General features: G+C 35.3%; 21 protein-coding genes. 9 read left to right on the top strand and 12 right to left on the bottom strand.

Annotated features, from left to right (window positions below; genetic code table 11):
- Window positions 1–6 precede the first annotated feature (6 nt).
- From MWU65_RS05585 to MWU65_RS05595, 3 genes are read left to right on the top strand one after another with little or no spacing between them, the layout of a single operon-like run.
- Window positions 7–1056, top strand: a complete 1050-nt coding sequence (locus tag MWU65_RS05585) for an o-succinylbenzoate synthase (protein WP_247076196.1) — start codon at window positions 7–9, stop codon at window positions 1054–1056.
- On the top strand, window positions 1047–1985 hold the full coding sequence (locus MWU65_RS05590) for a CPBP family intramembrane glutamic endopeptidase (RefSeq protein WP_247076197.1): 939 nt from the start codon (window positions 1047–1049) through the stop codon (window positions 1983–1985). Before MWU65_RS05585 ends, MWU65_RS05590 begins: the two co-directional genes overlap by 10 nt.
- Window positions 1972–3033, top strand: coding sequence for an AMP-binding protein (locus MWU65_RS05595; RefSeq protein WP_247076198.1), 1062 nt, complete (start codon window positions 1972–1974; stop codon window positions 3031–3033). Before MWU65_RS05590 ends, MWU65_RS05595 begins: the two co-directional genes overlap by 14 nt.
- Here MWU65_RS05595 and MWU65_RS05600 read toward each other — a convergent pair.
- On the bottom strand, window positions 3028–4296 hold the full coding sequence (locus MWU65_RS05600; RefSeq protein WP_247076399.1) for an MFS transporter: 1269 nt from the start codon (window positions 4294–4296) through the stop codon (window positions 3028–3030). The two genes, MWU65_RS05595 and MWU65_RS05600, sit on opposite strands and share 6 nt — an antisense overlap.
- A gap of 30 nt (window positions 4297–4326) precedes the next feature.
- Window positions 4327–5955: a carboxyl transferase domain-containing protein gene (locus MWU65_RS05605; protein ID WP_247076199.1), complete on the bottom strand. Its 1629-nt coding sequence runs from the start codon at window positions 5953–5955 to the stop codon at window positions 4327–4329.
- 91 nt (window positions 5956–6046) lie between these two features.
- Here MWU65_RS05605 and MWU65_RS05610 point away from each other — a divergent pair, with 91 nt between their 5' ends.
- Genes MWU65_RS05610 through ettA form a run of 3 tightly spaced genes read left to right on the top strand, consistent with a single transcriptional unit; the run spans window position 6047 to window position 9022 of the window.
- A complete protein-coding gene (locus MWU65_RS05610; protein WP_247076200.1) occupies window positions 6047–7030 on the top strand; it encodes a Gfo/Idh/MocA family oxidoreductase in 984 nt (327 codons plus the stop codon).
- 59 nt (window positions 7031–7089) lie between these two features.
- Window positions 7090–7272 (top strand): CAL67264 family membrane protein, encoded by a 183-nt coding sequence (locus MWU65_RS05615; RefSeq protein ID WP_247076201.1) that lies wholly within the window; start codon window positions 7090–7092, stop codon window positions 7270–7272.
- 58 nt (window positions 7273–7330) lie between these two features.
- The gene (gene ettA / locus MWU65_RS05620) at window positions 7331–9022 is read left to right on the top strand and encodes an energy-dependent translational throttle protein EttA (protein ID WP_247076202.1); all 1692 of its coding nucleotides are present in this window, start codon (window positions 7331–7333) and stop codon (window positions 9020–9022) included.
- A gap of 70 nt (window positions 9023–9092) precedes the next feature.
- On the opposite strand, the gene MWU65_RS05625 is transcribed toward ettA, so the two are convergent.
- Window positions 9093–9887 carry an MBL fold metallo-hydrolase gene (locus MWU65_RS05625; protein WP_247076203.1) on the bottom strand — a complete coding sequence of 265 codons (795 nt, stop codon included), beginning with the start codon at window positions 9885–9887 and terminating at the stop codon, window positions 9093–9095.
- Window positions 9888–9924: 37 nt separating this feature from the next.
- Entirely contained in the window at window positions 9925–10794 is an 870-nt protein-coding gene (locus MWU65_RS05630; protein ID WP_247076204.1) for a cation diffusion facilitator family transporter, read from the bottom strand.
- 230 nt (window positions 10795–11024) lie between these two features.
- On the opposite strand from MWU65_RS05630, the gene MWU65_RS05635 reads away from it, so the two are divergent.
- Entirely contained in the window at window positions 11025–11912 is an 888-nt protein-coding gene (locus tag MWU65_RS05635; RefSeq protein WP_247076205.1) for a hypothetical protein, read from the top strand.
- A gap of 77 nt (window positions 11913–11989) precedes the next feature.
- On the opposite strand, the gene fumC is transcribed toward MWU65_RS05635, so the two are convergent.
- Together fumC and MWU65_RS05645 are read right to left on the bottom strand one after the other, a co-directional pair.
- The gene (gene fumC, locus MWU65_RS05640; protein ID WP_247076206.1) at window positions 11990–13387 is read right to left on the bottom strand and encodes a class II fumarate hydratase; all 1398 of its coding nucleotides are present in this window, start codon (window positions 13385–13387) and stop codon (window positions 11990–11992) included.
- Window positions 13388–13588: 201 nt separating this feature from the next.
- Window positions 13589–16006 carry an outer membrane beta-barrel family protein gene (locus MWU65_RS05645; RefSeq protein WP_247076207.1) on the bottom strand — a complete coding sequence of 806 codons (2418 nt, stop codon included), beginning with the start codon at window positions 16004–16006 and terminating at the stop codon, window positions 13589–13591.
- Window positions 16007–16303: 297 nt separating this feature from the next.
- On the opposite strand from MWU65_RS05645, the gene MWU65_RS05650 reads away from it, so the two are divergent.
- Complete coding sequence (locus tag MWU65_RS05650) at window positions 16304–16477, top strand: hypothetical protein (RefSeq protein ID WP_247076208.1); 174 nt, start codon at window positions 16304–16306, stop codon at window positions 16475–16477.
- A 51-nt stretch (window positions 16478–16528) separates the two neighbouring features.
- On the opposite strand, the gene MWU65_RS05655 is transcribed toward MWU65_RS05650, so the two are convergent.
- The 5 genes from MWU65_RS05655 to prfB form a co-directional block, all read right to left on the bottom strand.
- The gene (locus MWU65_RS05655; RefSeq protein ID WP_247076209.1) at window positions 16529–19018 is read right to left on the bottom strand and encodes a TonB-dependent receptor; all 2490 of its coding nucleotides are present in this window, start codon (window positions 19016–19018) and stop codon (window positions 16529–16531) included.
- Between the two features lie 2 nt (window positions 19019–19020).
- Window positions 19021–19479 carry a hypothetical protein gene (locus tag MWU65_RS05660; protein WP_247076210.1) on the bottom strand — a complete coding sequence of 153 codons (459 nt, stop codon included), beginning with the start codon at window positions 19477–19479 and terminating at the stop codon, window positions 19021–19023.
- A gap of 107 nt (window positions 19480–19586) precedes the next feature.
- Window positions 19587–19928, bottom strand: coding sequence for an arsenate reductase (glutaredoxin) (arsC, locus tag MWU65_RS05665; RefSeq protein WP_247076211.1), 342 nt, complete (start codon window positions 19926–19928; stop codon window positions 19587–19589).
- Window positions 19929–19931: 3 nt separating this feature from the next.
- Entirely contained in the window at window positions 19932–20402 is a 471-nt protein-coding gene (locus tag MWU65_RS05670) for a hypothetical protein (RefSeq protein ID WP_247076212.1), read from the bottom strand.
- Between the two features lie 98 nt (window positions 20403–20500).
- Window positions 20501–21596, bottom strand: a protein-coding gene (gene prfB / locus MWU65_RS05675) for a peptide chain release factor 2 (protein WP_247076213.1) whose coding sequence is annotated in 2 segments (ribosomal slippage) — window positions 20501–21532 and window positions 21534–21596 — 1095 coding nt in all. Because the reading frame shifts where the segments join, the coding sequence is not laid out codon by codon here.
- A 189-nt stretch (window positions 21597–21785) separates the two neighbouring features.
- Between prfB and MWU65_RS05680 the strand changes: the two genes are divergently transcribed.
- Entirely contained in the window at window positions 21786–22808 is a 1023-nt protein-coding gene (locus MWU65_RS05680; protein ID WP_247076214.1) for a GntG family PLP-dependent aldolase, read from the top strand.
- Here the strand turns inward: MWU65_RS05680 and MWU65_RS05685 are convergent.
- Window positions 22803–23117, bottom strand: a complete 315-nt coding sequence (locus tag MWU65_RS05685; RefSeq protein WP_247076215.1) for a YegP family protein — start codon at window positions 23115–23117, stop codon at window positions 22803–22805. The two genes, MWU65_RS05680 and MWU65_RS05685, sit on opposite strands and share 6 nt — an antisense overlap.
- Window positions 23118–23133: the final 16 nt, after the last annotated feature.

A 23133-nucleotide genomic window follows, 5' to 3' on the forward strand; every position in this document is an offset into this window, starting at 1 on the left:
GGCTAAATGAAAGCATTCTACAAAAAACATATTTTAACCTTTAAAAAGCCTAGTGGTACCTCTAGAGGGATACTTACTAAAAAAGAAACCTGGTTTATTATTTTACAAAAAAATAACAAATGGGGCATAGGAGAGTGCGGTATTTTAAGAAGTTTAAGCGTAGACGATGTTCCTGATTATGAAGAAAAAATAAAATGGACTTGTAACAATATTCATTTAGGTCTTGATTTATTATTAGAAAAATTAACAGCCTATCCAAGCATTCAATTTGGATTGGAACAAGCCTTTTTATCCGTTGATGCTGAAAATCCGTTTTTATTATTCGAGAATGATTTTTCATTAAGAGAGGCAGGCATTCCAATAAACGGACTAATTTGGATGGGAGAAGAATCTTTCATGCATCAACAAATACAGCAAAAATTAAAAGAAGGGTTTCGCTGTATTAAACTTAAAATTGGCGCTATCGATTTTAAAAAGGAAATAGCGCTATTAAAGTCGATTAGAAAAATATATACCCAAGATGAAATAGAGCTCCGGGTAGATGCAAATGGAGCATTTACTGCAGTTGCCTTGGGAAAATTAAAAATACTATCTCGTTTAGATTTACATTCTATAGAACAACCTATTCAACCAGGACGTTGGGAACAAATGCAAGGTTTGTGTAATGCAACACCTTTACCCATAGCCTTAGACGAAGAATTAATTGGTGTTTTTACTATAACAAAAAAAGAAGAACTACTACAAACTATACAACCTCAATATATTATTTTAAAACCGAGTTTAGTCGGTGGGTTTAAAGGCTGCGAAGAATGGATAGCTTTGGCAGAAAAATACAATATAGGTTGGTGGGTTACAAGTGCATTAGAAAGCAATATAGGGCTTAATGCAATAGCACAATGGACGTATGGTTTGCAAAGTAAAATGCCACAAGGATTGGGAACAGGAGGGTTATACACCAATAATTTTGAGAGTCCGTTAGTGGTTGAAAAAGGAAAAATTTATTATCATAAAAATAAAAATTGGAGACCCAATTTAATAGAAGAATTATGTACATAGAACAAGGGTATAAAAGAAAAACAAAAGGATTATGGCTGTATTTTGTCCTTCCCATAGGATTTATTGCCTTAATGGTATTCAACTATATAGCGGTAAAAAACTCCCCTATAAATGTAGATGATATGATGAATCGGTTAATTGACCAATGGGGAAGAAACACCGTTTTTGCCATGAACTTAATTCCATTGGCTGTGGGGTGTTTTGTTGTGCTGGGGTGGACTAAATTAATTCAGCGGCAATCCATAACCTCCATAACTACTTCTAGGAAAAAGATTGATTTTAAAAGAATAGGATTTTCATTTGCACTTTGGGGTATCTTAACAATAACTTTATTTGCAATTGGCTATGCGCTTTCTCCGGCTGATTTTGTATTCAATTTTAGGCCTTTGCCCTTTGTTATATTGGCTATAATAAGCATCCTATTTATTCCCTTGCAAACTAGTTTTGAAGAGTACTTATTTCGTGGTCAAATGATGCAAGGATTAGGACTTCTTGCGGGCAACAGGCTTGTTCCCCTTACAATTACTTCTGTTTTATTTGGAGTTATGCATATGGCAAACCCCGAAGTAGGAACATTGGGTTATGGTATTATGGTGTACTATATTGGTACCGGTTTATTTCTAGGAATTATTACCTTAATGGACGAAGGCTTAGAGTTGGCTTTGGGTTTTCATGCGGCTAATAATTTAATTGGAGCCTTATTGGTAACAGCAGATTGGACCGTTTTTCAGACCGATTCTATATTTCTGGATGTAAGTAAGCCAGAGTTAGGTTGGGATATTTTTGTACCGATTTTAATCGTTTATCCCGCTTTATTATTTCTATTTGCGAAAAAATACAACTGGACCAATTGGAAAGAACGATTAACAGGCAAAGTATTGCCCAAAGAACAGATACAGGAAGAACAACGTACCGATGCTGCATTTTAGTCAATTACATCCTGGTTTTAAATTAAACGGAAGAGCTTATACGTATCAAAGTTTAATTGAATTTGCCGTTGTCTTAGCTGAAAGAGAAAATTATGAAAAGGCGATAGGGTTATTTTTACTAGAATGGCTTTCTAAAGATTCTACGGTTTTAGTGCATACTTCGGGCTCTACAGGAGCTCCAAAACCTATTGTTTTAAAAAAGGAACATATGGTGAATTCTGCTATGGCCACAGCTTCTTTTTTTGAGTTAAAGCAAGGTGATACTGCCCTTTTGTGCTTGCCAGCAAACTATATTGCGGGTAAAATGATGTTGGTAAGAGCTCTAGTTTTAGGGCTTAATTTAGATTATGTCGATCCCAGTTCCACTCCTTTAGAAAAAACAACCTGCAATTACAATTTCTGCGCTATGATACCGCTGCAGGTACATGCATCCCTATCGAAATTAAATCAAGTAAAAAAGCTTATCATTGGTGGCGCTGCCGTTTCTTCAGATTTAAAAAGTAAGTTATTAAATATAGGTACTAGGGTGTATGAAACTTACGGGATGACAGAAACCATAACGCATATTGCAGTACAAGAAATTAATGCACCTATGTCAAGTTTTAAAGCACTACCCAATATTACTTTATCTGTAGATACGCGTAATTGTTTAGTAATATATGCGCCAAAAATTTCTACTCAGTTCATTACAACCAATGATGTGGTAACCTTAGTTTCTGAGACAGAATTTAAGTGGTTGGGGAGGTACGATACAATTATAAATTCTGGAGGAATTAAGTTAAATCCCGAGCAAATAGAAGCTAAATTATCAGATTTTATTCAGGATCCTTTTTTTGTATCCAGTCTACCAGATCCTATATTAGAAAACAAATTAATTCTAGTGATTGAAGGTTCTAAACCCAAAGAGGAACTTCACAGCAAATTGAAAAACGCTTCTGTATTTTCTACCTATGAAGTCCCTAAAGAAATCTATTTTCTTCCTGAGTTTGTTCGCACAGACACGGGTAAAATTAACCGTTACAAAACGGTAGCATTGCTAAAATTATAAACTTTTGTTTCTTATTTGTATCCTATAAAAAACTACAGAAGCGAGTAATCCGATAAGTGAAAAGAAAGTCAACATTATAAATACATGTTGGTGTCCTAATTCCCCTGGAGAATTATCTAATAAATACCCCATTAAAGGACCCGCAAAAATATCAGGTGTATAACCTACTAATGAAATAAGGCCTACGGCTGTACCAGTTACCAAAAGTGGGATATGCCCTTCTTGCATTGTAGCAAAGTAAAGAGACCGTACCGCATAAACACCAGAAACAGTGATTAAGACAGACAGAAGAAATAAAACCGTAGTATTTGGTGTAATAACTCCAGAAACAAAAAATAAAGCACCTAGGATGCTTAGAGCAAAACTAATAATCAGCCAAAGTGTTGTTTTACTTTTATCTGCTATAAAACCTATTGCAATACCTATAGCAGGTCTAATAAAAAGCAGCAAGGTTCCTATTTGTGCCGAACTTACTTCGTTGTAAAGCATAACTTCTTTAGCATAGAGTGAAAAAACATCGGTAATTTTATAACCAACATAGGCACACAAAATAATAACCATTAATAACCAAACAGCTGGAATTTTTAAAACTGCTTTAATTTGGTTTAGGGATATTTTTTGCAACTGTATTTCTTCCTCTTTTATGCTATCTGATTTTAGAAAAAACCAGACAAAAATTCCAATACAGACCATAATAGTAGAAGTCGCCCAAACAATATAATTAAATGCTTCAGTTCTGTTGCCTAGACTCGCAGTTTCAATTTCCCCAACAATAAAGAACGAAAAAATAAGTACTCCCAATGCTCCAAATGATGCTCCTACCAAACCACGACCACCATCTAAAAAGCCAAAAGCCTTGCCTTGGGATTTTTTTCCTCCCCAAACTCTGGTCGCTTTTATCATGGGTGCCCAAAACAAAAATATGGTTGTAAATCCCCAATATCCATATAATATTTTAAGAACAAAATAACTAGGATGAGCAGCAAAAACAATTCCGCCAAGCGCTGTAGAAAATAGAGCAGTGGCTATCAGTTTTCTGGGAGGGAACCTATCTGCAATGGGTCCGCCAAAAAGGTAAGACACCATGGCAACAAAACCATACACTGCAAAACAGGTCCCTAGTTCTAAATTTGTCAGGTTAAATACCTCTAAAACTGTTGGTCTAAAAACCCTAGCCAATACAAAAGGGAGTATAAATACAGCCTCTCCTGATAAGATTAGGAGGAATAAGTAACGCCAATTGTGTTTTGCTTTAGAGTCGATAAATAATTTTATTTTGGAGGTCCTTAGATTTTAAACTTGGATCACCCCCAAATTAAAAGGTTTTTCAATAGGAGCATGATTGGCAGCTTCTATACCCATAGCAATCCATTTCCGGGTATCTAGAGGATCTATTACGCCATCGGTCCAAATACGTGAAGCAGCATAATACGGAGATATTTGTGCATCGTATCTCGCTTTTACCTTATCAAATAACTCTTTTTCTTTCTTTTCGTCTATTTCTTCTCCTTTTTTTAATAAAGATGCTTTTTCAATTTGCATTAAAACTTTGGCTGCAGAATTGCCGCTCATAACTGCAAGTTCGGCACTGGGCCAGGCGGCAATTAACCTTGGATCATAAGCCTTACCGCACATGGCGTAGTTTCCGGCTCCATAACTATTGCCAATGACAATAGTAAACTTTGGAACAACAGAATTACTAACAGCGTTAACCATTTTAGCGCCATCTTTAATGATACCTCCGTGTTCACTTTTACTACCCACCATAAACCCAGTTACATCTTGTAAAAAGACAAGCGGAATTTTCTTTTGATTGCAATTGGCTATAAAACGTGTAGCCTTATCTGCGCTATCATTGTATATAACGCCACCAAACTGCATTTCTCCCTTTTGAGTTTTTACTAATTTGCGTTGGTTTGCTACAATACCCACGGCCCAACCATTAATACGGGCATAACCCGTCAGTATTGTTTTTCCGTAACCTTCTTTGTATTGTTCATATTCAGAGTCGTCTACCAAACGCTTAATAATTTCAAGCATATCATACTGGTCACTTCTCGATTTGGGTAAAATACCATAGATGTCTTGTGGATTTTCTTTGGGCTTTTTGGCTTCAACTCTATTAAATCCAGCTTTATCAAAATCTCCAATCTTACTGACAATATTTTTTATTTTATCCAAAGCATCGGCATCGTCTTTCGCTTTATAATCGGTAACCCCAGAAATTTCACAATGTGTTGTTGCACCGCCTAAAGTTTCGTTGTCTATAATTTCACCAATCGCTGCTTTCACCAAATAACTTCCAGCTAGAAAAATACTTCCTGTTTTATCAACAATTAAGGCTTCATCACTCATAATGGGCAAATAGGCTCCACCAGCAACGCAGCTTCCCATGACCGCAGCAATTTGTGTAATTCCCATACTACTCATCACCGCATTATTTCTAAAAATACGACCAAAATGTTCCTTGTCAGGAAAAATTTCATCCTGCAGTGGCAGGTAAACACCAGCACTATCTACGAGGTAAATTATAGGTAATCTATTTTCAATGGCAATTTCTTGGGCCCTCAAATTCTTTTTTCCGGTGATTGGAAACCAGGCACCGGCTTTAACGGTAGCATCGTTGGCGACAACAATACATTGTCTGCCTTGAACATATCCCATTTTTATCACAACACCTCCGGAGGGGCAACCCCCGTGTTCAGCGTACATACCATCGCCCGCAAAGGCTCCAATTTCAATAGAATCCGTATTGGCATCTAACAAATAGGCAATGCGTTCTCTAGCCGTCATTTTGCCTTTGGCGTGTTGTTTTTCAATTTTACTTTTACCACCTCCTAACTTTACCTGTGCCAGTCTTCGTTTTAAATCTGATAAAAGGAGTTTGTTGTGATCTTCGTTTTTATTGAATTTTATGTCCATTCGTGTGATATTTCATTTGAGTATAAAGATAAGCTGAATAATATATATGAGATTCATTAACTTTGATAAAATTAGAACTAAGAGAAATAAAATGACACAAAAAATACGTTGGGGAATAGTGGGCTTGGGAAATATAGCAGAAAAATTTGCTCAGGACCTAAGTGTAGTCAAGGATACAGAATTGGTATCTGTAGCCTCCCGAAGTAGGGAGAAGGCTGAAAAATTTGCATCGAAATACAATGTAAAAAATGCGTATGATAGTTATACCAGTTTGTTTCATTGTACCGAAGTGGATGTTATTTATATTGCCACTCCACATACCTTACACGCTGAGTTAAGTATTGAAGCTATGAGTTGTGGTAAACATATTTTGTGTGAAAAACCCATGGCTGTAAATGCATCGCAATTAAAAAGAATGATTGCGGCAGCAGTAAAGAACAAGGTGTTTTTAATGGAGGCTTTGTGGAGTAGGTTTTTGCCATCCATAATCCAAACCAAGGTTTTAATTGGGAATAACACCATTGGTGCTGTGACTCATATGAATGTTGATTTTGCTTTTTACGGAATGGATAGACCAGCAACGGGAAGGGTGTTAAATCCTAATTTAGCAGGTGGCTCCTTGTTAGATATAGGAATTTATCCTGTGTTTTTAGCCTATTTAATCTTGGGAAAACCAAAAAACATCCTGGCATCGGCAAATTTTCATTCCACCGGAATCGAAAAACAAATTTCAGTTATTTTTAATTATGATAATGCACAGGCATTACTGTACAGTGGGTTAACCTCCAATTCAGAGGTTAAGGCCGAAATTACAGGAGACAAGGGCAGTATAATTTTAGAGCCTAGGTGGCATCATACGGAAAACCTTGTTTTAAATACCCAGGGGCAAACGGAAAGAATGGTAGTTCCTAAATTAGGCTTGGGCTATGCCCATGAGATTTTGGAAGTGAATGCCTGTATTAGAAGTGGAAAGTTAGAAAGTAGTCTGTGGTCTCATCAAAACAGTTTAGATCTAATTAATTTATTAGACGATATAAGGAAGATTTCAGGAATTGTTTTCCCTTTTGAAGCCTAATTTATTAGGTATTTTAGCTATAAAATTACGATATTTGACAACTAATAAACGAACTAAAGATGAAGATGAATAAAAATACAGTTTTAGCATGGGCCACATTTATTATGATCGTTGTAGGTCTAGCCTTAATTGCACTAGGTGCGTTTCGATATGATGATGTAGCTGGATGGGGATTTGCATCCGTAGGGATTGGTTTTTTTGCCATTGCATGGGTCTTTAATGCGCTAAAAGGAAGGGTGTAAAGTACAAAGTTTGTTTAGTTACAAAAGCTAAGAGTAAAAATTAAAAATAAATTAAGATATGTCTGACGATAAAAAAGTCATTTTTTCAATGTCTGGGGTTACTAAGACCTTTAAAACGGCAAATACTCCGGTACTTAAAAATATATATTTAAGTTTCTTCTATGGGGCTAAAATTGGAATCTTAGGTCTTAATGGCTCTGGTAAATCTACCCTATTAAAGATTATTGCGGGACAGGATAAAAATTACCAGGGCGATGTAGTTTTTTCTCCAGGATACAATGTTGGGTATTTAGAACAAGAACCACAATTAGACGAAGAAAAAACAGTACTAGAAATAGTGAAAGAAGGGGTTGCAGAAACTGTAGCTATCTTAGATGAATACAATAAGATAAACGATATGTTTGGCTTAGAAGAAGTGTATTCTGATGCGGATAAAATGGACAAGTTAATGGCTAGGCAAGCCGTATTGCAAGATCAGATAGATGCCAGCAATGCTTGGGAATTAGATACCAAACTAGAAATTGCCATGGACGCCTTACGTACGCCGGAAGGGGATAAAAAAATAAGTGTACTTTCTGGTGGTGAACGCAGAAGAGTTGCCCTGTGTAGGTTGTTATTGCAAGAACCAGAAATTCTATTATTAGATGAACCTACCAACCACTTGGATGCAGAATCTGTACATTGGTTGGAACATCATTTGGCGCAATATAAAGGTACGGTTATTGCCGTAACCCACGATAGGTACTTTTTAGATAATGTAGCGGGATGGATTTTAGAATTAGACAGGGGAGAAGGGATACCTTGGAAAGGGAACTATTCTTCTTGGTTGGAACAAAAATCCAAGCGAATGGCAGATGAAAGCAAAGTAGCTTCCAAACGCCAAAAAACATTAGAACGAGAGCTAGAATGGGTACGACAAGGTGCCAAAGGAAGGCAGACGAAACAAAAGGCTCGTCTAAAGAACTACGATAAATTAATGAGTCAAGATCAAAAACAACTTGATGAAAAATTAGAAATTTATATTCCCAATGGTCCCCGTTTAGGTACCAATGTAATCGAGGCAAAGGGAGTTAGTAAAGCCTATGATGATAAATTGTTGTATGAAGATCTAAGTTTTAACTTACCACAAGCTGGTATTGTTGGTATTATTGGACCCAATGGTGCTGGAAAGACTACCATTTTTAGAATGATTATGGGAGAAGAAACTCCTGATAAAGGCTCCTTTGAAGTGGGTGATACCGCAAAAATTGCCTATGTAGATCAGAGTCACTCTAATATAGATACTGAAAAGACCATTTGGCAAAACTTTAGTGATGAACAAGAGTTGGTTATGATGGGCGGCAAACAAGTAAATTCTAGAGCCTATTTAAGTAGGTTTAATTTTTCGGGTAGCGAGCAAAACAAAAAAGTAAGTATGCTTTCTGGAGGTGAGCGTAACCGCTTGCATTTGGCCATGACCTTAAAAGAAGAAGGTAACGTGCTACTTTTAGATGAGCCTACCAATGATCTGGATGTGAATACCCTAAGAGCTTTGGAAGAAGGTTTAGACAATTTTGCAGGTTGTGCAGTAGTTATTTCGCATGATAGATGGTTTTTAGATCGTGTTTGTACTCATATTTTAGCTTTTGAAGGAGATTCGCAGGTGTATTTCTTTGAAGGTTCATTTTCAGAATATGAAGAAAATAAAAAGAAACGTTTGGGTGGCGATTTAATACCGAAGCGTATCAAATACAAAAAATTAATTCGATAATTATTCTGTTTACTGTATTAAAAAGCTCCTGAGAAATTATCCTTAGGAGCTTTTATATTTTAAAGAAGGCTTAATAGTCGTTTTTTGGATACCAATCTAATTGAATAACTTCTATAGATGAATCACCTTCATTTACTAATTTTTTAAACTGTGACACATCACTAACATCCGGTTTTCCTCGGTAATGATAAGGGTAAACCTGTTTTGGTTTAAATTCTAAAACAGCAGATGCGGCACTTTCTTCGGTCATTGTATAAGGCAGGTTCATGCAAATAAAAGCCTTATCTATATTTTGCAAGGCACGCATTTCTGGAATATCTTCCGTATCGCCTGAAAAGTAAATGCGTTCATCACCTTTTGTTACTAGGTAACCATTTCCTCTTCCTTTTTCGTGAAATTTAAGAGCTTCTTCCCGTAAATTATACATGGGAATGGCAGTTACTGTGATTCCATACCGTTCTTTAGATTCTCCATTAGATAAAATATCCAATTGGGGTGTAAATTCAGAAGGAATTTTATCTGCCACGGCCTGTGGTACTATGATTTTGGCTTTGCTAGTATTCAAGGCTTGTAGTGTTTCCACGCTAAAGTGGTCACCGTGAATATCAGTTATCAAAATTAAATCGGGCTGTTTCTGCCCAGCAAATGCTTCTGCGCCACCAATAGGGTCAACATATACTGTAGTTTCTCCCCATTCTAAAACAAGGGTAGCATGTTCAATTGGGATAATTTTTAAGTCGGCTTGCGCTTTAATTTCCTCGGTAACTATAGGTTCAATTGCAATATCCTCTGTGGTTTCCTTCTTGTCTTTACAACTCATTAAGGTAAAAACACATACGGATAGAATGTAAATAGTTGTTTTCATATGATTTATTTTTAGGATTCGATCTATGATTAGTTTTTTATTTATCGGGTTCTATATGAATAAGTACTTCTGCTAAATTAGGAATTTTTTGCCGCAAATAATCTTTTAAATTATGCGCAATGTCGTGTCCTATTTTTACGGAAACTGATCCATTGACAATGACGTGTAGATCTGCATGGTATTTCATTCCTATTTTTCGAACAAAACATTTTTCTGTACCTAGGACTCCTTCTACATGCATGGATTTCTCTCTAATTATTACAATAAGGTCATCATAACGTTGCTCATCCATAATTTCACCTAAGGCGGGTCTAAAAATTAAGTAGCTGTTGTATAAGATAAAGAATGACGCCAAAAGTGCTGCCCAATCGTCTGCAGTTTCATACCCTTTGCCAAAGATTATAGCAATTGAAATTCCAATAAACGCTGTAATTGAGGTTATAGCATCACTTCTATGGTGCCATGCATCTGCTCTCAACGAAGAACTGTTTGTTTCCTTACTTTTTTTTAGAACAATACGGTATGCTATTTCCTTCCATAAAATAATACAGCCCAATACAATTAAGGTCCATGCTTTTGGTATTTTATGGGGAGTTAAAATATTCTGAATACTTTCATAGGCAATAATTGTAGCCGAAGTCACAAGAAAGGCAACTACAGTAAAGGTGATTAGCGGTTCAATTTTACCATGACCATAGGGATGATTTTTATCGGCTGGTCTTTTGGCGTACTTAAGTCCAAACAATACCAATAAGGAAGAAAAAATATCGGTGGTAGATTCAATGGCATCAGCGATTAAGGCATATGAATTTCCAAAAAAACCAGCAAATCCTTTTATTATAGCCAAACAGACATTACCTATAATACTAAAATAGACAGTTTGGATCGCTTTTTCTTCGTTCTTCATTGGCTTAGTTGGAGACTAGATCATAAGGCTTAGACAGTACTCTATGGAATTTATATTATTTCATACAGACCAATAGGTTTAAATGAAATTTACCGTTAAACGATTAATTATGACTTTAATCAGATTTTAAAATGCAAAAAATCTAAATGTTAAATTAAATCGTATATAAACTTGAACCAATAGATTAGCTTTGTAAAGTTAATAAATAATAGAGAATTAATAGTATTGTTATGAATGAGAAAAAAAGTAATACAGGATTAAAGGTCATTGCGGTTTTATTAGGTGTGGGATTGTTAGGCTCTTTAGCCTATACAGTATCATTATATAAAGACAGAGAAAAGACCAAAACAGTTTTGACTCAAGAAAAAGAGTATGTTGTAAATGACTTAACTAGTTTGCAGTCTGAATACGACAAAGCAATTATGGAGAGTAATGCTACCAATGAAGAATTGGTAGAGGCTAGAGACAGAATTACAAAATATATTGATTCTGTGAAGACTATGAAGGCCGATATTACCTCACTTTCTAGATACAGAAGACAAGTAGATTTGTTAAAGAAGGAAAGAGCTTTTTTACTTAAGAAAGTGGACTCCTTAACGCAGTCTAATTCTTTATTAGCTATGGAAAGAGATAGTACGTATCAAGAATTATCGAGACAAACGGTATTTAATGATTCTCTGGTTGTACAAAACACCCAATTAGCGGATGCTGTTGAAAAAGGTTCTGCCTTAAATTTATCGAAATTCTCTGTAGATGCGGTAAGAGAACGTAACAGCGGAAAATTAGTTTCTACAACAAGAGCTCGATCTACGGATAAAATTAAAGTATGTTTTACTATTGCAGACAATGCTATTGCACAAGCGGGCGATAAGCAATTCTTTATTGAAGTTTTAGATCCTCAAGGCAACGTTTTAGGTGAAGGAAATACAACAACCAATGAGAACGGTGCTTCTTTAGCATATAGCAAAGGAACTGCTTTTTACTATGAGAATAAGAATTTAGATGTCTGTGATTACGTAAACAAACCAGCAGGTGATTTCCAAAAAGGAAAATATATGGCTATCGTTTATGATTCAAAATTAAAGATTTTAGCTAAAAACGAGTTTGAATTAAAATAAGAAACACTATTCATTTTTTTGCATAAATAAAGGGTATAATCATTATGATTATACCCTTTATTTAGTGCAAAATGGGATTATTTTAAGGTTCCCACCATTTCTTCTGGTTTTACCCAATCATCATATTGTTCGGCTGTAACGTAACCTAAGTTAATAGCTTCTTCTTTAAGCGTAGTCCCGTTTTTATGTGCTGTATTGGCTATTTCTGCCGCTTTGTAATACCCTATTTTAGTATTTAGAGCTGTAACAAGCATTAAAGAGTTGTTCAATAATTCTTTAATAATGGCGTAGTTGGGCTCAATACCTACCGCACAATTAATTGTAAAACTAACACAAGCATCTCCTAGTAATTCGGCCGATTGTAAAATGTTGGCTGCCATCATTGGCTTAAAAACATTAAGTTCGTAATGCCCTTGTGTGCCACCCACGGAAATGGCTACATCATTACCCATAACCTGAGCGCAAACCATAGTTAAGGCTTCACATTGCGTAGGATTCACTTTTCCTGGCATAATTGAACTACCCGGTTCATTTGCAGGGATAATTATTTCACCAATACCCGAACGTGGACCAGAGGCCATCATTCTAATATCATTAGCAATTTTATTTAAAGATACGGCTAGTAACTTCAAAGCACCATGGCTTTCAACGATGGCATCATGTGCAGCAAGTGCTTCAAATTTATTTTCTGCTGTTATAAAAGGTAAGCCTGTAAATTCTGCAATATATTTTGCTACAAGTACATCATATCCTGCAGGTGTATTTAAACCGGTACCAACAGCAGTACCACCTAAAGCTAGTTCGCTTAAATGTGGCAATGTGTTTTCTAAAGCCTTTAGACCGTGATTTAATTGAGATACATAGCCCGAAAATTCTTGACCTAAGGTTAGGGGGGTGGCATCCATAAGATGCGTCCTTCCAATTTTTACTACTTTGGCGAATTCCTTCGATTTTTTATCCAAAGTATCTCGCAGTTGTTTTACACCTGGAATCGTGTTTTCCACAATTTTTTTATACGCAGCAATATGCATTCCTGTTGGAAAAGTATCGTTAGAAGATTGCGATTTATTGACATCATCATTGGGTTGAATGGTTTTTTCACCTTCACCAATTACATGACCAGCAATTTCATGAGCCCTGTTGGCTATTACCTCATTCAGATTCATATTACTCTGTGTGCCAGAACCTGTTTGCCAAATTACAAGCGGAAATTGGTCATTGTGTTTTCCTGCTAAAATTTCATCACAAACGGTAGCAATTAAATCTCTCTTTTCCTCTGCTAAAACACCTAATTCACAATTTGTATAGGCAGCCGCTTTTTTTAAATAAGCAAAACCATATACTATATCTAAAGGCATAGAAGCAGCAGGGCCAATTTTAAAATTGTTTCTAGAGCGTTCTGTTTGTGCTCCCCAATATTTATCTGAAGGTACTTCTACCTTACCCATTGTGTCTTTTTCGATTCTAAAGCTCATTATACTAAATTTTTATAGCTGCAAAGGTACAATATTGTGAAAATAATTTTGACTATTTTAAGGCTAGATTTGGATGAAACTATAAACAATCACCTTTTTATGTTCGGAATATTTACTTCAGTCTCCGGGTTAAAAAATAGTAGGTATTATGATTTTAGTAGGGGACCCAGGCTGCTTTGAAGTAGGTCTTTATGAAATAGATCAATTCAATTTATAGGTAAAGGTAGCTCTAATATTTCTTTGGTCAGATTGTAGTTCGTTATACGATTGGGAATTGGAAAGCTGGGTTTCTGAATACCGGATATATTGATTGAAAATATCAGTAACTCCAATAGAAATTGATGCCTTGTTTTTTAATATAGACTTGCTCAAGGCAATGTCTAACCGAGTTAAACTTTTGGTTTTGGTTTGAGAATTTGTATTGGGGCCAATATGGTAAAAATTTGACTGAAAATCTACCTTGTAAATTAGCGGAAATTTTGCACTAAATTTAGAAAACCAACTAACTTGGTTGGCCTCAAAATTGGTATTAATTATTTCATTAGTAACGGAATGATATACATAAGTTCCTGTTAGATTTTGTTTGTAAAGCAGGGTGTTTAAGGAAAATCTATAATCTTTAAGAGGAACAAAGGTTGTGGTTACATCGATACCGTACCTATCTTCCTTCCCGATGTTTCTTTTGGTTTTTGCTATTATTGGAGCATTTAGATCAGTTCCGTTGCTTGTTATTGTTTCTGTGTCTCCTGTTTCTATGGTAACATTTTGCAATACGTCATTGGTTCTTTTGTAGTAAAGTGCAGATGTAAAAGTAATTTTATTCCATTTGTTCAGGTAATTAAACTCAAATGAATTGGTGAACATAGAGGTGAGGTCCGGGTTGCCATAATAGAGGTTGGTTTTACTAACTCTATTGGGAAAGGGGTTTAAGTTTCCAGCTGTGGGTCTACCTATTCGGCTGCTAAAATTTAAACTTAACTTTTCCTTAGTGCTAAGTTCGTACCCTAAAAATAATGAGGGAAACCAGTTTGTATACGATTTGTTATCTACCGTATGGGAATTCGTTAAAAGAACAGATACATCGGTGTTTTCTACACGCATTCCGGCAGAAATTGTTAGCTTATTAAAACCTTGACCAAATTGAAGGTAGGCTGCATTTACTTTTTGGTTGTAAACAAGATCGTTGCTGAAATTATAATTTTTAACAAAACTATTATTTATAATAGCGCCTTCAAGATAATTTATATGGTAATTATCAAAAACACCGCTATACCCCAATTCTATTTTTGAATTGTATGCTTGTCCAAAGGGTAGGATATAATCTACTTGTAAAAGCTGACTTATTTCGTGGTTATCGGTGATCGCTTTATCAAATAACCAATTATTACTTCCTATTTCGAAGGCTTCAGAAATAGCTCTGTCTTCTAATTCTAAACTTCTTGTGTATTGATAATCTACAGTTAATAAATGGCCTTTAGCATTAAATTTTTTATTGTAATTTGCAGCGTAACTTACGGTCTCTAGTTGACTATCTTCCACAGTATTTCTGGTTCTGTTTACTAAAAAATCGCTGGGTTCATCAAAATTAATGATGGATATACCCGTATGATCAAGACCCGTAGTTTTTGTATAGCTAATAGAATTGGTAAGACTACTAGAAGTATTAAGAAGGATTTCTAAGCCAAGTGTTGCAGTTAGATTTTTACTGTGTCGATCTAGAGAACGGTATTCATTTTCATAACCCGTAGTAATGCCACTTGAGTCATAAAAATCATTATTGAATAAGGAATAACCAGGTCTTTCCCTATCGGTGTAGGCTGTATTGCTGAACAAGTTAAAATTCTTCCGTTTTAAATTGAGAACAGTTCCAATTTTTTGGGATTTGGGATCCGAAAATGTGGTTGAAACCGATCCGCTAATACCCGATTTTTTGTTTTTCCGTAAAATGATGTTTAAAATACCAGCAGAACCAGAAGAACTGTATTTTGAAGATGGATTTGTAATTACTTCAACCTTTTCTATAGAGCTAACAGGCATTTGTTTGAGGGCTTCTGGGCTAATTCCAGAAAGGGTAGAGGGTTTTCCGTTAATTAATATTTTAACGTTGGTATTACCTCTTAGGCTTATAGTTCCTTGAGCATCTACTGAAACGGAAGGAATGTTGTTTAAAACATCTGAGGCCGAACCACCAATTACAGTGAGATCTTTTCCTACATTGTATATTTTTTTATCCAAGCGAAGTTCTACCGTAGTTTTATCGGCTATAAGTTCTACACCTGCCAATTGTTCTGCTTTTTGTGCTAATTTTATTTCACCAAAATCCTTAGAATTTAAAAACTTGTATTTTTTCTTTTCATAGGTCTTATAGGAAATAAACTCTACTAAAATATCGTAATAACCAGCGTCTACGGTAATGTTGAATTTCCCTTTTTGATTGGTAATTCCACCAGTTACCAAAGCAGGGTTATTCGTGTTTTGCAAGATCACCGTTGCATATTCCAGTGGCTGACTAGTCTCTTGACTAACCACAGTTCCTGTTATTTTAATTTTTTTTAAAGTGCTTTGTGAATGAGATAGGAAAGCAAAAAGCAAAAGAATTGGAAGGCTGATTTTTTTCATTAATTAAATATCTAAATCTCAAATTTCATAAACTTATCTAGTAGGAAATGTTATGCTTATTGAATTGCGGACTGTTTATTGTTCCAAAAATAAATCCAATTAAATATTGTAATGTAATGATATGAAAATTTATTATAATAGAGAATTTTATTACAAATTAAATTGACTGTTATGATTTCTTACAAGTAATTTTCGTCAATTATCTAATGCGTTGAAAAAATATTTTATTTTTTTTAAAAATTGATTTGTACTATTCATCTTAACAAGTATCTTTGTAAACGTAAAAAGAAATTACTTATGTTTGAATTTGACCAGTATTTAGGTTTTTTAGCTTTTTTAACTATCCTTACAATAGGGTTTTGGTTAATGATATTTTTACTAACTTTTGTGATCCCATATTGGTTGGGTGGATCAATCATAGAACTGATTAAAGAAAAACGTGCCGCTAGGAAAGCGAAACGTACAGAATAAAAAAAAGAGGCTTATTAGCCTCTTTTTTTATGTTCTTTTTTCAAGGAATGATTAAAATTCTCCTTCACTATCATTATAATTTTGTTGCTGTCTTTGATTGGCCTTTCCTTTAGGTTGATTAAAGCGATAGACTAAACCTAAAGTAAAAGATCTTTGTCTCCATTGAAATTCACTGTCTGAAGTAAAGAATGCCGTTTCTGTAAATGATTTTCTGATGGCAGAATTAAATACATCATTTACATTAAAGGTTATTGTACTATTATCTCCAAATACATCTTTACTAAAAGCCATACTTAAGAAAAACATAGAACTCGATTTTGTTTGAGAGTTTTCAGAAGGACCGCGAAAGTATCCGTTTGTTTGCCATTCTATTTTGGTTGGTAAAGTAACTTTAGCACTTAGGCGTGAAGACCAACTCGTATTTTTTGCACCGTAATCTACCGTGTTAAAAACACCTTCTGTCTGAAATTGATAGAAGTTAAAGCTTCCATTAAGTCGCAACCATTGGGAAGGATTGTACATTACCCCAGCTTCAGCCCCAACACGTTCATTGGTAGATAAATTAATAGGTATAGATCTTATGATTCTAATACCATCAGAAGTAACCTCGCCTGTCTCTTCTTGAATTCGTTCAAAAGCATTAGTTTCTTTTTGGTAATAAATGGAAGAGGTTAAGGTTAACTTATCCCATCGTTTTAAGTAGCCTAAATCAAATGCATTTGCATAGGCAGGATCTAGGTCAGGATTCCCTTGAAAGACATTGGTTCTACTGGATCTAGACGGAAATGGGTTGATGTAATATCCTCTAGGTCTGTTAATTCTTCTATTGTAGCCTAAAGAAATATTTTCCATCTCGTTTAATTCAAAAATAAAATTAAGAGTAGGAAAAAGACCTAAATAATTTTTATCAAAATTTAAATCAACATCTTGTCCTATAATATCTTGCAAGGCTTCAGCGTCATATTCAGAAACCACACTTCCCTTTAGTTGCGTATTCTCTAAACGTAAACCTAATAAAAAAGAAAATTTACCAAATTTGTTTCCGTATTGTGAATACACGGCATTTACGTTTTCATCGTAAGTAAACTTGTTTGTTAAATCTAAATTTGTTTCATATTGCCCAGAATTTTGATTTAAGGTATCTAACTGGTAATCGTTTATACTTTGTTCAAAATTTCCTCTATAGCCTGCTTCAAATTGTGCATCTCCCATAGGAAGTACATAATCCATTTGGAACAAGTATTCATTCTGTATTTCATCTTTATAAACGTTTTCTCGAGCTAACAATTCATTTAGAGGAACTGTACTGTTTTCCTCAATGGTTGTTAAAACATCTTCAACATCCTTAGAGTATTGAAAATCACCGGTTAACTTATGGCCGTCTTCATTAAAGCTATTGGTGTAGTTTAAGGATACTTGGTAACTTTTATCGTCTTCAGAATCTCCTTCAGAACGGAAGGTTCTACTTGCAATATCCGAATCTAGGTACCGTATGTTATCATTTTCCGTAATATCAGATTCATCAGAAATACGACCAAAAACACTGGCCGTCACAGAAGACTTTTCAGAAATAAAATACTCTGCTCCTATATTTGCATTAAACCCTTTGTCTTTTCTTTCAATAGCTCTATCTTCTATGATTCTATCAAAATCTCCACTTGCATAGGTATTGTCAAAATACCCACTTCCTGGAGACTCTCTGTACGAATACCCAAGGGTGTTAAAAAGGTTAAATTTGGTAGTCCTTAAATTGAGGTTTGTATTAATTTGTGATGATAATGGGTAACCAAAAGTAGTGTTCAAGGATCCGTTAAAGCCAAGTGTTTTTTCCTTTTTTAGGACGATGTTTAAAATACCTGCAGTCCCTTCAGCATCGTATCTAGCAGACGGACTGGTAATAACTTCAACCTTTTCAATGGCATCTGCCGGCAACTGGCGCAATGCATCTGTTGATCCAAAACCAGCCATAGCAGATGGCTTGCCGTTAATAAGAATTCTAACATTCTCATTTCCTCGCAAACTAATGGCTCCGTCTATATCAACGGTAACCGACGGCACATTGTTTAGTGCATCGCTTATGTTTGCGCCACTATTAGCAATATCTTTACCAATATTGTATATTTTTTTATCCAATCTAATTTCTACTGTTGTCCTTTCGGCAACAACTTCTACACCTTCTAATTCTTCGGCATTTAAGCCTAGCTTAATGACACCTAAATCTATAGATTTTGATAAAGATTGATTGGTTAAGCTGTACGTTTTATAAGATAAGAATTCAATCCTAATATCGTAATTGCCAGCATCTGCGGTAACATTAAATTTTCCTTGTTCATCTGTTATACCTCCAGTTAGGATGGTGGGGTCTACAACGCTTTGAAGTATTAAAGTTGCATATTCTAAAGGTCTGCCAGTTTCTTGATCAACTACAGTACCTGTGATTTTTATTTTTTTTGGGTTGTTTGTTGCACTGTTTGGATTAGGGCCCTGTGCTTGAATAATTAAAGTTGTACATAATAACAATAAGGAAAATGCTTTTTTCATTCTTACTTTTTAGGTTTTTTCTTTTTTCTTTTTTTGGCTTTTTTAAAACCACTCTCTTCTAATGCCACATATGCCTCATACTTTTCTTCTGGCAAGGCTGCTTTTAATTCCTCAGATTGTTCTTTGCGAAGTCTTTCTATACTTTCCTTCATTATATCGCCTTCTAATTTCAAAATTTGAAGCTGCATGTATTTTTTAATATACTTTGTAAGTGTGGTGCTTACAATTGCTTTTTCAAAATCATTGAGATCAATAGATTCAATAATTATTGGCATCTGTAACTCTACAATCTCTTCTGCAGTTAAAGGTTCTGGTTTTTCATTGGACTGTGTTTGTGGCATTTGACTTCTTTGTCTGCCATAGCCTTCATTTCCATATCCATTTCCATATTGTGCTTCTACCGTTGTAGCCGCTACTATAATTAGTACTGCTGTGAATAAAAATCCTTTCTTGGTTTTCATAACTTTCTGAGTTATTTAGATTTCAAAATTAAAGCAAGGTTTAACTCTGTTTGGTTAAATGTTTGTTAAATTGATTCCCTTGAGTATCCGGAAAAATTCTGGACAACTTAAAGTATAGTGTCTATTAGTTCTGTAGGCCTTCCTATGACAGCTTTATCTCCATTTATAACTATGGGCCTTTCTATTAGTTTAGGATGTGTTAGCATAGCCTCAATAATTTGGTCGTTAGTTAGTGCTTTGCCTTTGTAATTTTCTTTCCAAATGGCTTCATTCTTACGAACAAGTGTCAGAGGCGTACAATTAAGTAATTCTATAATATGAACTAATTCCTTTTTCGTAGGAGTATCTTTTAGATACTGAACTACTTCAAATTCTTTACCCGAATCTTGCAGTAGTTGCAGTCCTTGGCGCGATTTAGAACAGCGGGGGTTGTGGTATATTTTAATCATTCTTTAATATGGGAAAATTTGGAATAATTTGAAAGAAGGACGTTTTCTATAATACATCGTTTCTCTTAAATTAACATAAGCTTCAAATTTTGATTTTGTTAATATTGCTTTTAATTCGTTCAATTGTTTTTCTTCAAGCGTTTTTACATATAGCTTTAGGGAATCGTTATGAATTTGAGCTTTGTCCAGTGTCAAGGATTTTTTGAGGTATTTAACTAGTGTGGTATTAACCAATGATGCTTCGTTTGAATCTAATTTGATAGTTTCAGCAATTATTGGCATATAAACTTCTATGATATCTTCAGGAGTTTGCTTCTTGGGATTTGAAGATGATGTAGTTTTGTAATATTTCTCTGTTGGCAATTTTTCAACCGGAAAAGGTTCATCTAAATTAATATAACGCTGCGCGTTTACAGCAGGGATAGTTAGAAGTAGAATGATAAATGCATTTATATAGATTTTTATTACACCCATAATTTCCTAATTTTAAAGTTTGTATTTTAAACCTAACGGCCACAAATTTTATGCCATAGTGGAAAACTAAATTGTTGTTCAATAGATACTTATATAATTTAATAGTCTCTTTGTCCCATCATCATAAGATAGGCTTTTAAAAACGGATCAATATTGCCATCCATAACAGCATCTACATTACCGGTTTCTTCGGCCGTGCGTACATCTTTTACCAATTTGTAAGGATGCATCACATAGTTTCTAATTTGAGAGCCCCATTCAATTTTCATTTTTCCAGCTTCAATTTCACTACGGGCTTCTTGTTTTTTTCGCAATTCAATTTCATACAATTGCGATTTAAGCATTTTCATAGCCGTTGCCCTATTGTCGTGCTGGGAACGAGAATCGGAACACGAAATTTGAATTCCAGAGGGTTTGTGGCTTAATTGTACCTTGGTTTCTACCTTGTTCACATTTTGGCCTCCAGCACCACTAGACCTCGCTGTTGTAATTTCAATATCTGCAGGGTTAATGTCTATCTCAATACTCTCATCCGCTAGCGGATACACGTATACAGATGCAAATGAGGTATGCCTTTTTGCATTGCTATCAAACGGAGAAATACGGACCAGTCGATGAACACCATTTTCTCCCTTTAACCATCCAAAAGCAAAGTCACCTTCAATTTCTAAGGTTACGGTTTTAATGCCAGCAACATCGCCCCCTTGGTAATTGAGCTCTTTGATTTTATATCCATTTTTCTCACTCCACATAAGGTACATGCGCATTAGCATTGCTGCCCAATCGCAACTTTCTGTTCCCCCAGCACCCGCGGTTATTTGTAAAATAGCAGGGAGTTCATCACCTTCTTCAGAAAGCATGTTCTTAAACTCTAACTTTTCAATATGTGTTTGAGCCTTGATGAAATGGGTTTCAACCTCTTCAGCGGTAACCTCTCCTTCTTTTAAAAACTCTAACAATACTTCCAAATCGGCCACCAAAACTTTGGCATCCTCATAATCTTTTACCCACTTCTTTTTGGATTGTAATGTTTTCATCTGTGCCTGGGCACTTTGAGCATTATCCCAAAAATTAGGCGCTAAGGTTTTTTCTTCTTCATTTTCGATCTCTATAAGCTTGGCATCAACGTCAAAGATACCTCCTTAACGCACCAAGGCGATCTAATAGATCTTTGTACTGATCTGTTGTTATCATTTCTAATAATTTTAAGCAAAAATAGAACATAACTATGGTTGTGCAATCTATTTTATATAAATTTAGAAAATCTTAAAAAAATAGAACAATAGAACCCATAAAAGGGTATTAGCCAAAGGTATAAACGCGTTATTTTTATACGGGCCAAATACAACAGAATACTGCACAAACAAAACCTAAAACGAGCGTATGAAAATTAACCTTATCAGTGATACCGTTACCAAGCCTACCGCAGGTATGTTAGCTGCTATATTAGCTGCTGAAGTTGGAGATGATGTTTTTAAAGAAGACCCAACAGTAAATAAATTAGAAAGTAAGATTGCGGCAATGTTTGGTATGGAGGCCGCCTTGTTTTTCCCCAGTGGTACTATGGCAAATCAAACTGCAATCAAATTACATACACAACCGGGCGATCAGTTGATTTGCGACAAGTATGCTCATGTGTATAATTATGAAGGAGGAGGAGTTAGTTTTAATAGCGGTGTCTCTTGCAAATTGGTCGATGGTCATCGGGGAATGATGAAGGCTGAACAAATTGTAGCCGCGATTAATCCGCCAGATTTTTACCACAGTCCATTAACTTCATTGGTGTGTATAGAAAATACGGCCAATAGGGGTGGAGGTGCTTGTTGGGATTTTGAAGCGCTAAAAGCAATTAGAACGGTTTGCGACACCCATAAGTTGGGGTATCATTTAGATGGAGCTCGACTGTGGAACGCCTTAGTAGCCAAGGGGGAATCGTGTGAGCAATACGGCTCTTTGTTTGATACCATCAGTGTTTGCTTAAGTAAAGGCTTGGGCTGCCCCGTTGGGTCTGTTCTTCTAGGAACTGCCAAAGATATTCAAAGAGCAATACGGGTTCGGAAAGTGTTGGGTGGGGGAATGCGTCAGGCTGGATTTTTAGCAGCAGCTGGTATTTACGCTTTGGACAACCATTTGGGTCGCTTGGTAGAAGATCATAAAAAAGCTAAAGAAATAGGTGAAACCCTTGCAACTTTAAGCTTTGTTAAAAGTGTAGAACCCATAGAAACCAATATTGTTATATTTGAATTGGACGAAACCTTTATGACACTCCCTGCTTTTTTAGAACTACTAAAAAAGAACAATGTAACAATTATTGGAATGGGTCAAGGAAAGCTACGTATGGTAACACATTTAGATTATACAGCTGCTATGCATGACAAGTTTATGACTATTTTAAAAGGGCTATAATTTGGTGTTTAAAATCATACTAGTTTTAAAATTTTTAATACCATTTTCCATGCCAGCTTCAGAACTGTATAACTGACTGGTGCCGATAACTTTTCCCTCTAAACTTTTAAGGTTAAAAAGAAATTTACCTGTAGTCGCTGTTTTTCGTTCAAAAATGCCTTGATCATGAAGTGATGTAGTAATTGTTTTGATGATTGCTTCTATTTCTTCCTTGCTACTAAAAATAGCACCTTGTAATAAAATAATATTATTTTCAGTTTTTAGATGAAATGTAAAGGTGCCATTATCGTTCTCTACTATTTGAATCATGCATTTATCTTTTGCT

Origin of the sequence: Cellulophaga sp. F20128 (genome assembly GCF_023015805.1) — a bacterium.
In the GTDB taxonomy this organism is placed as follows: Bacteria; Bacteroidota; Bacteroidia; order Flavobacteriales; family Flavobacteriaceae; genus Cellulophaga.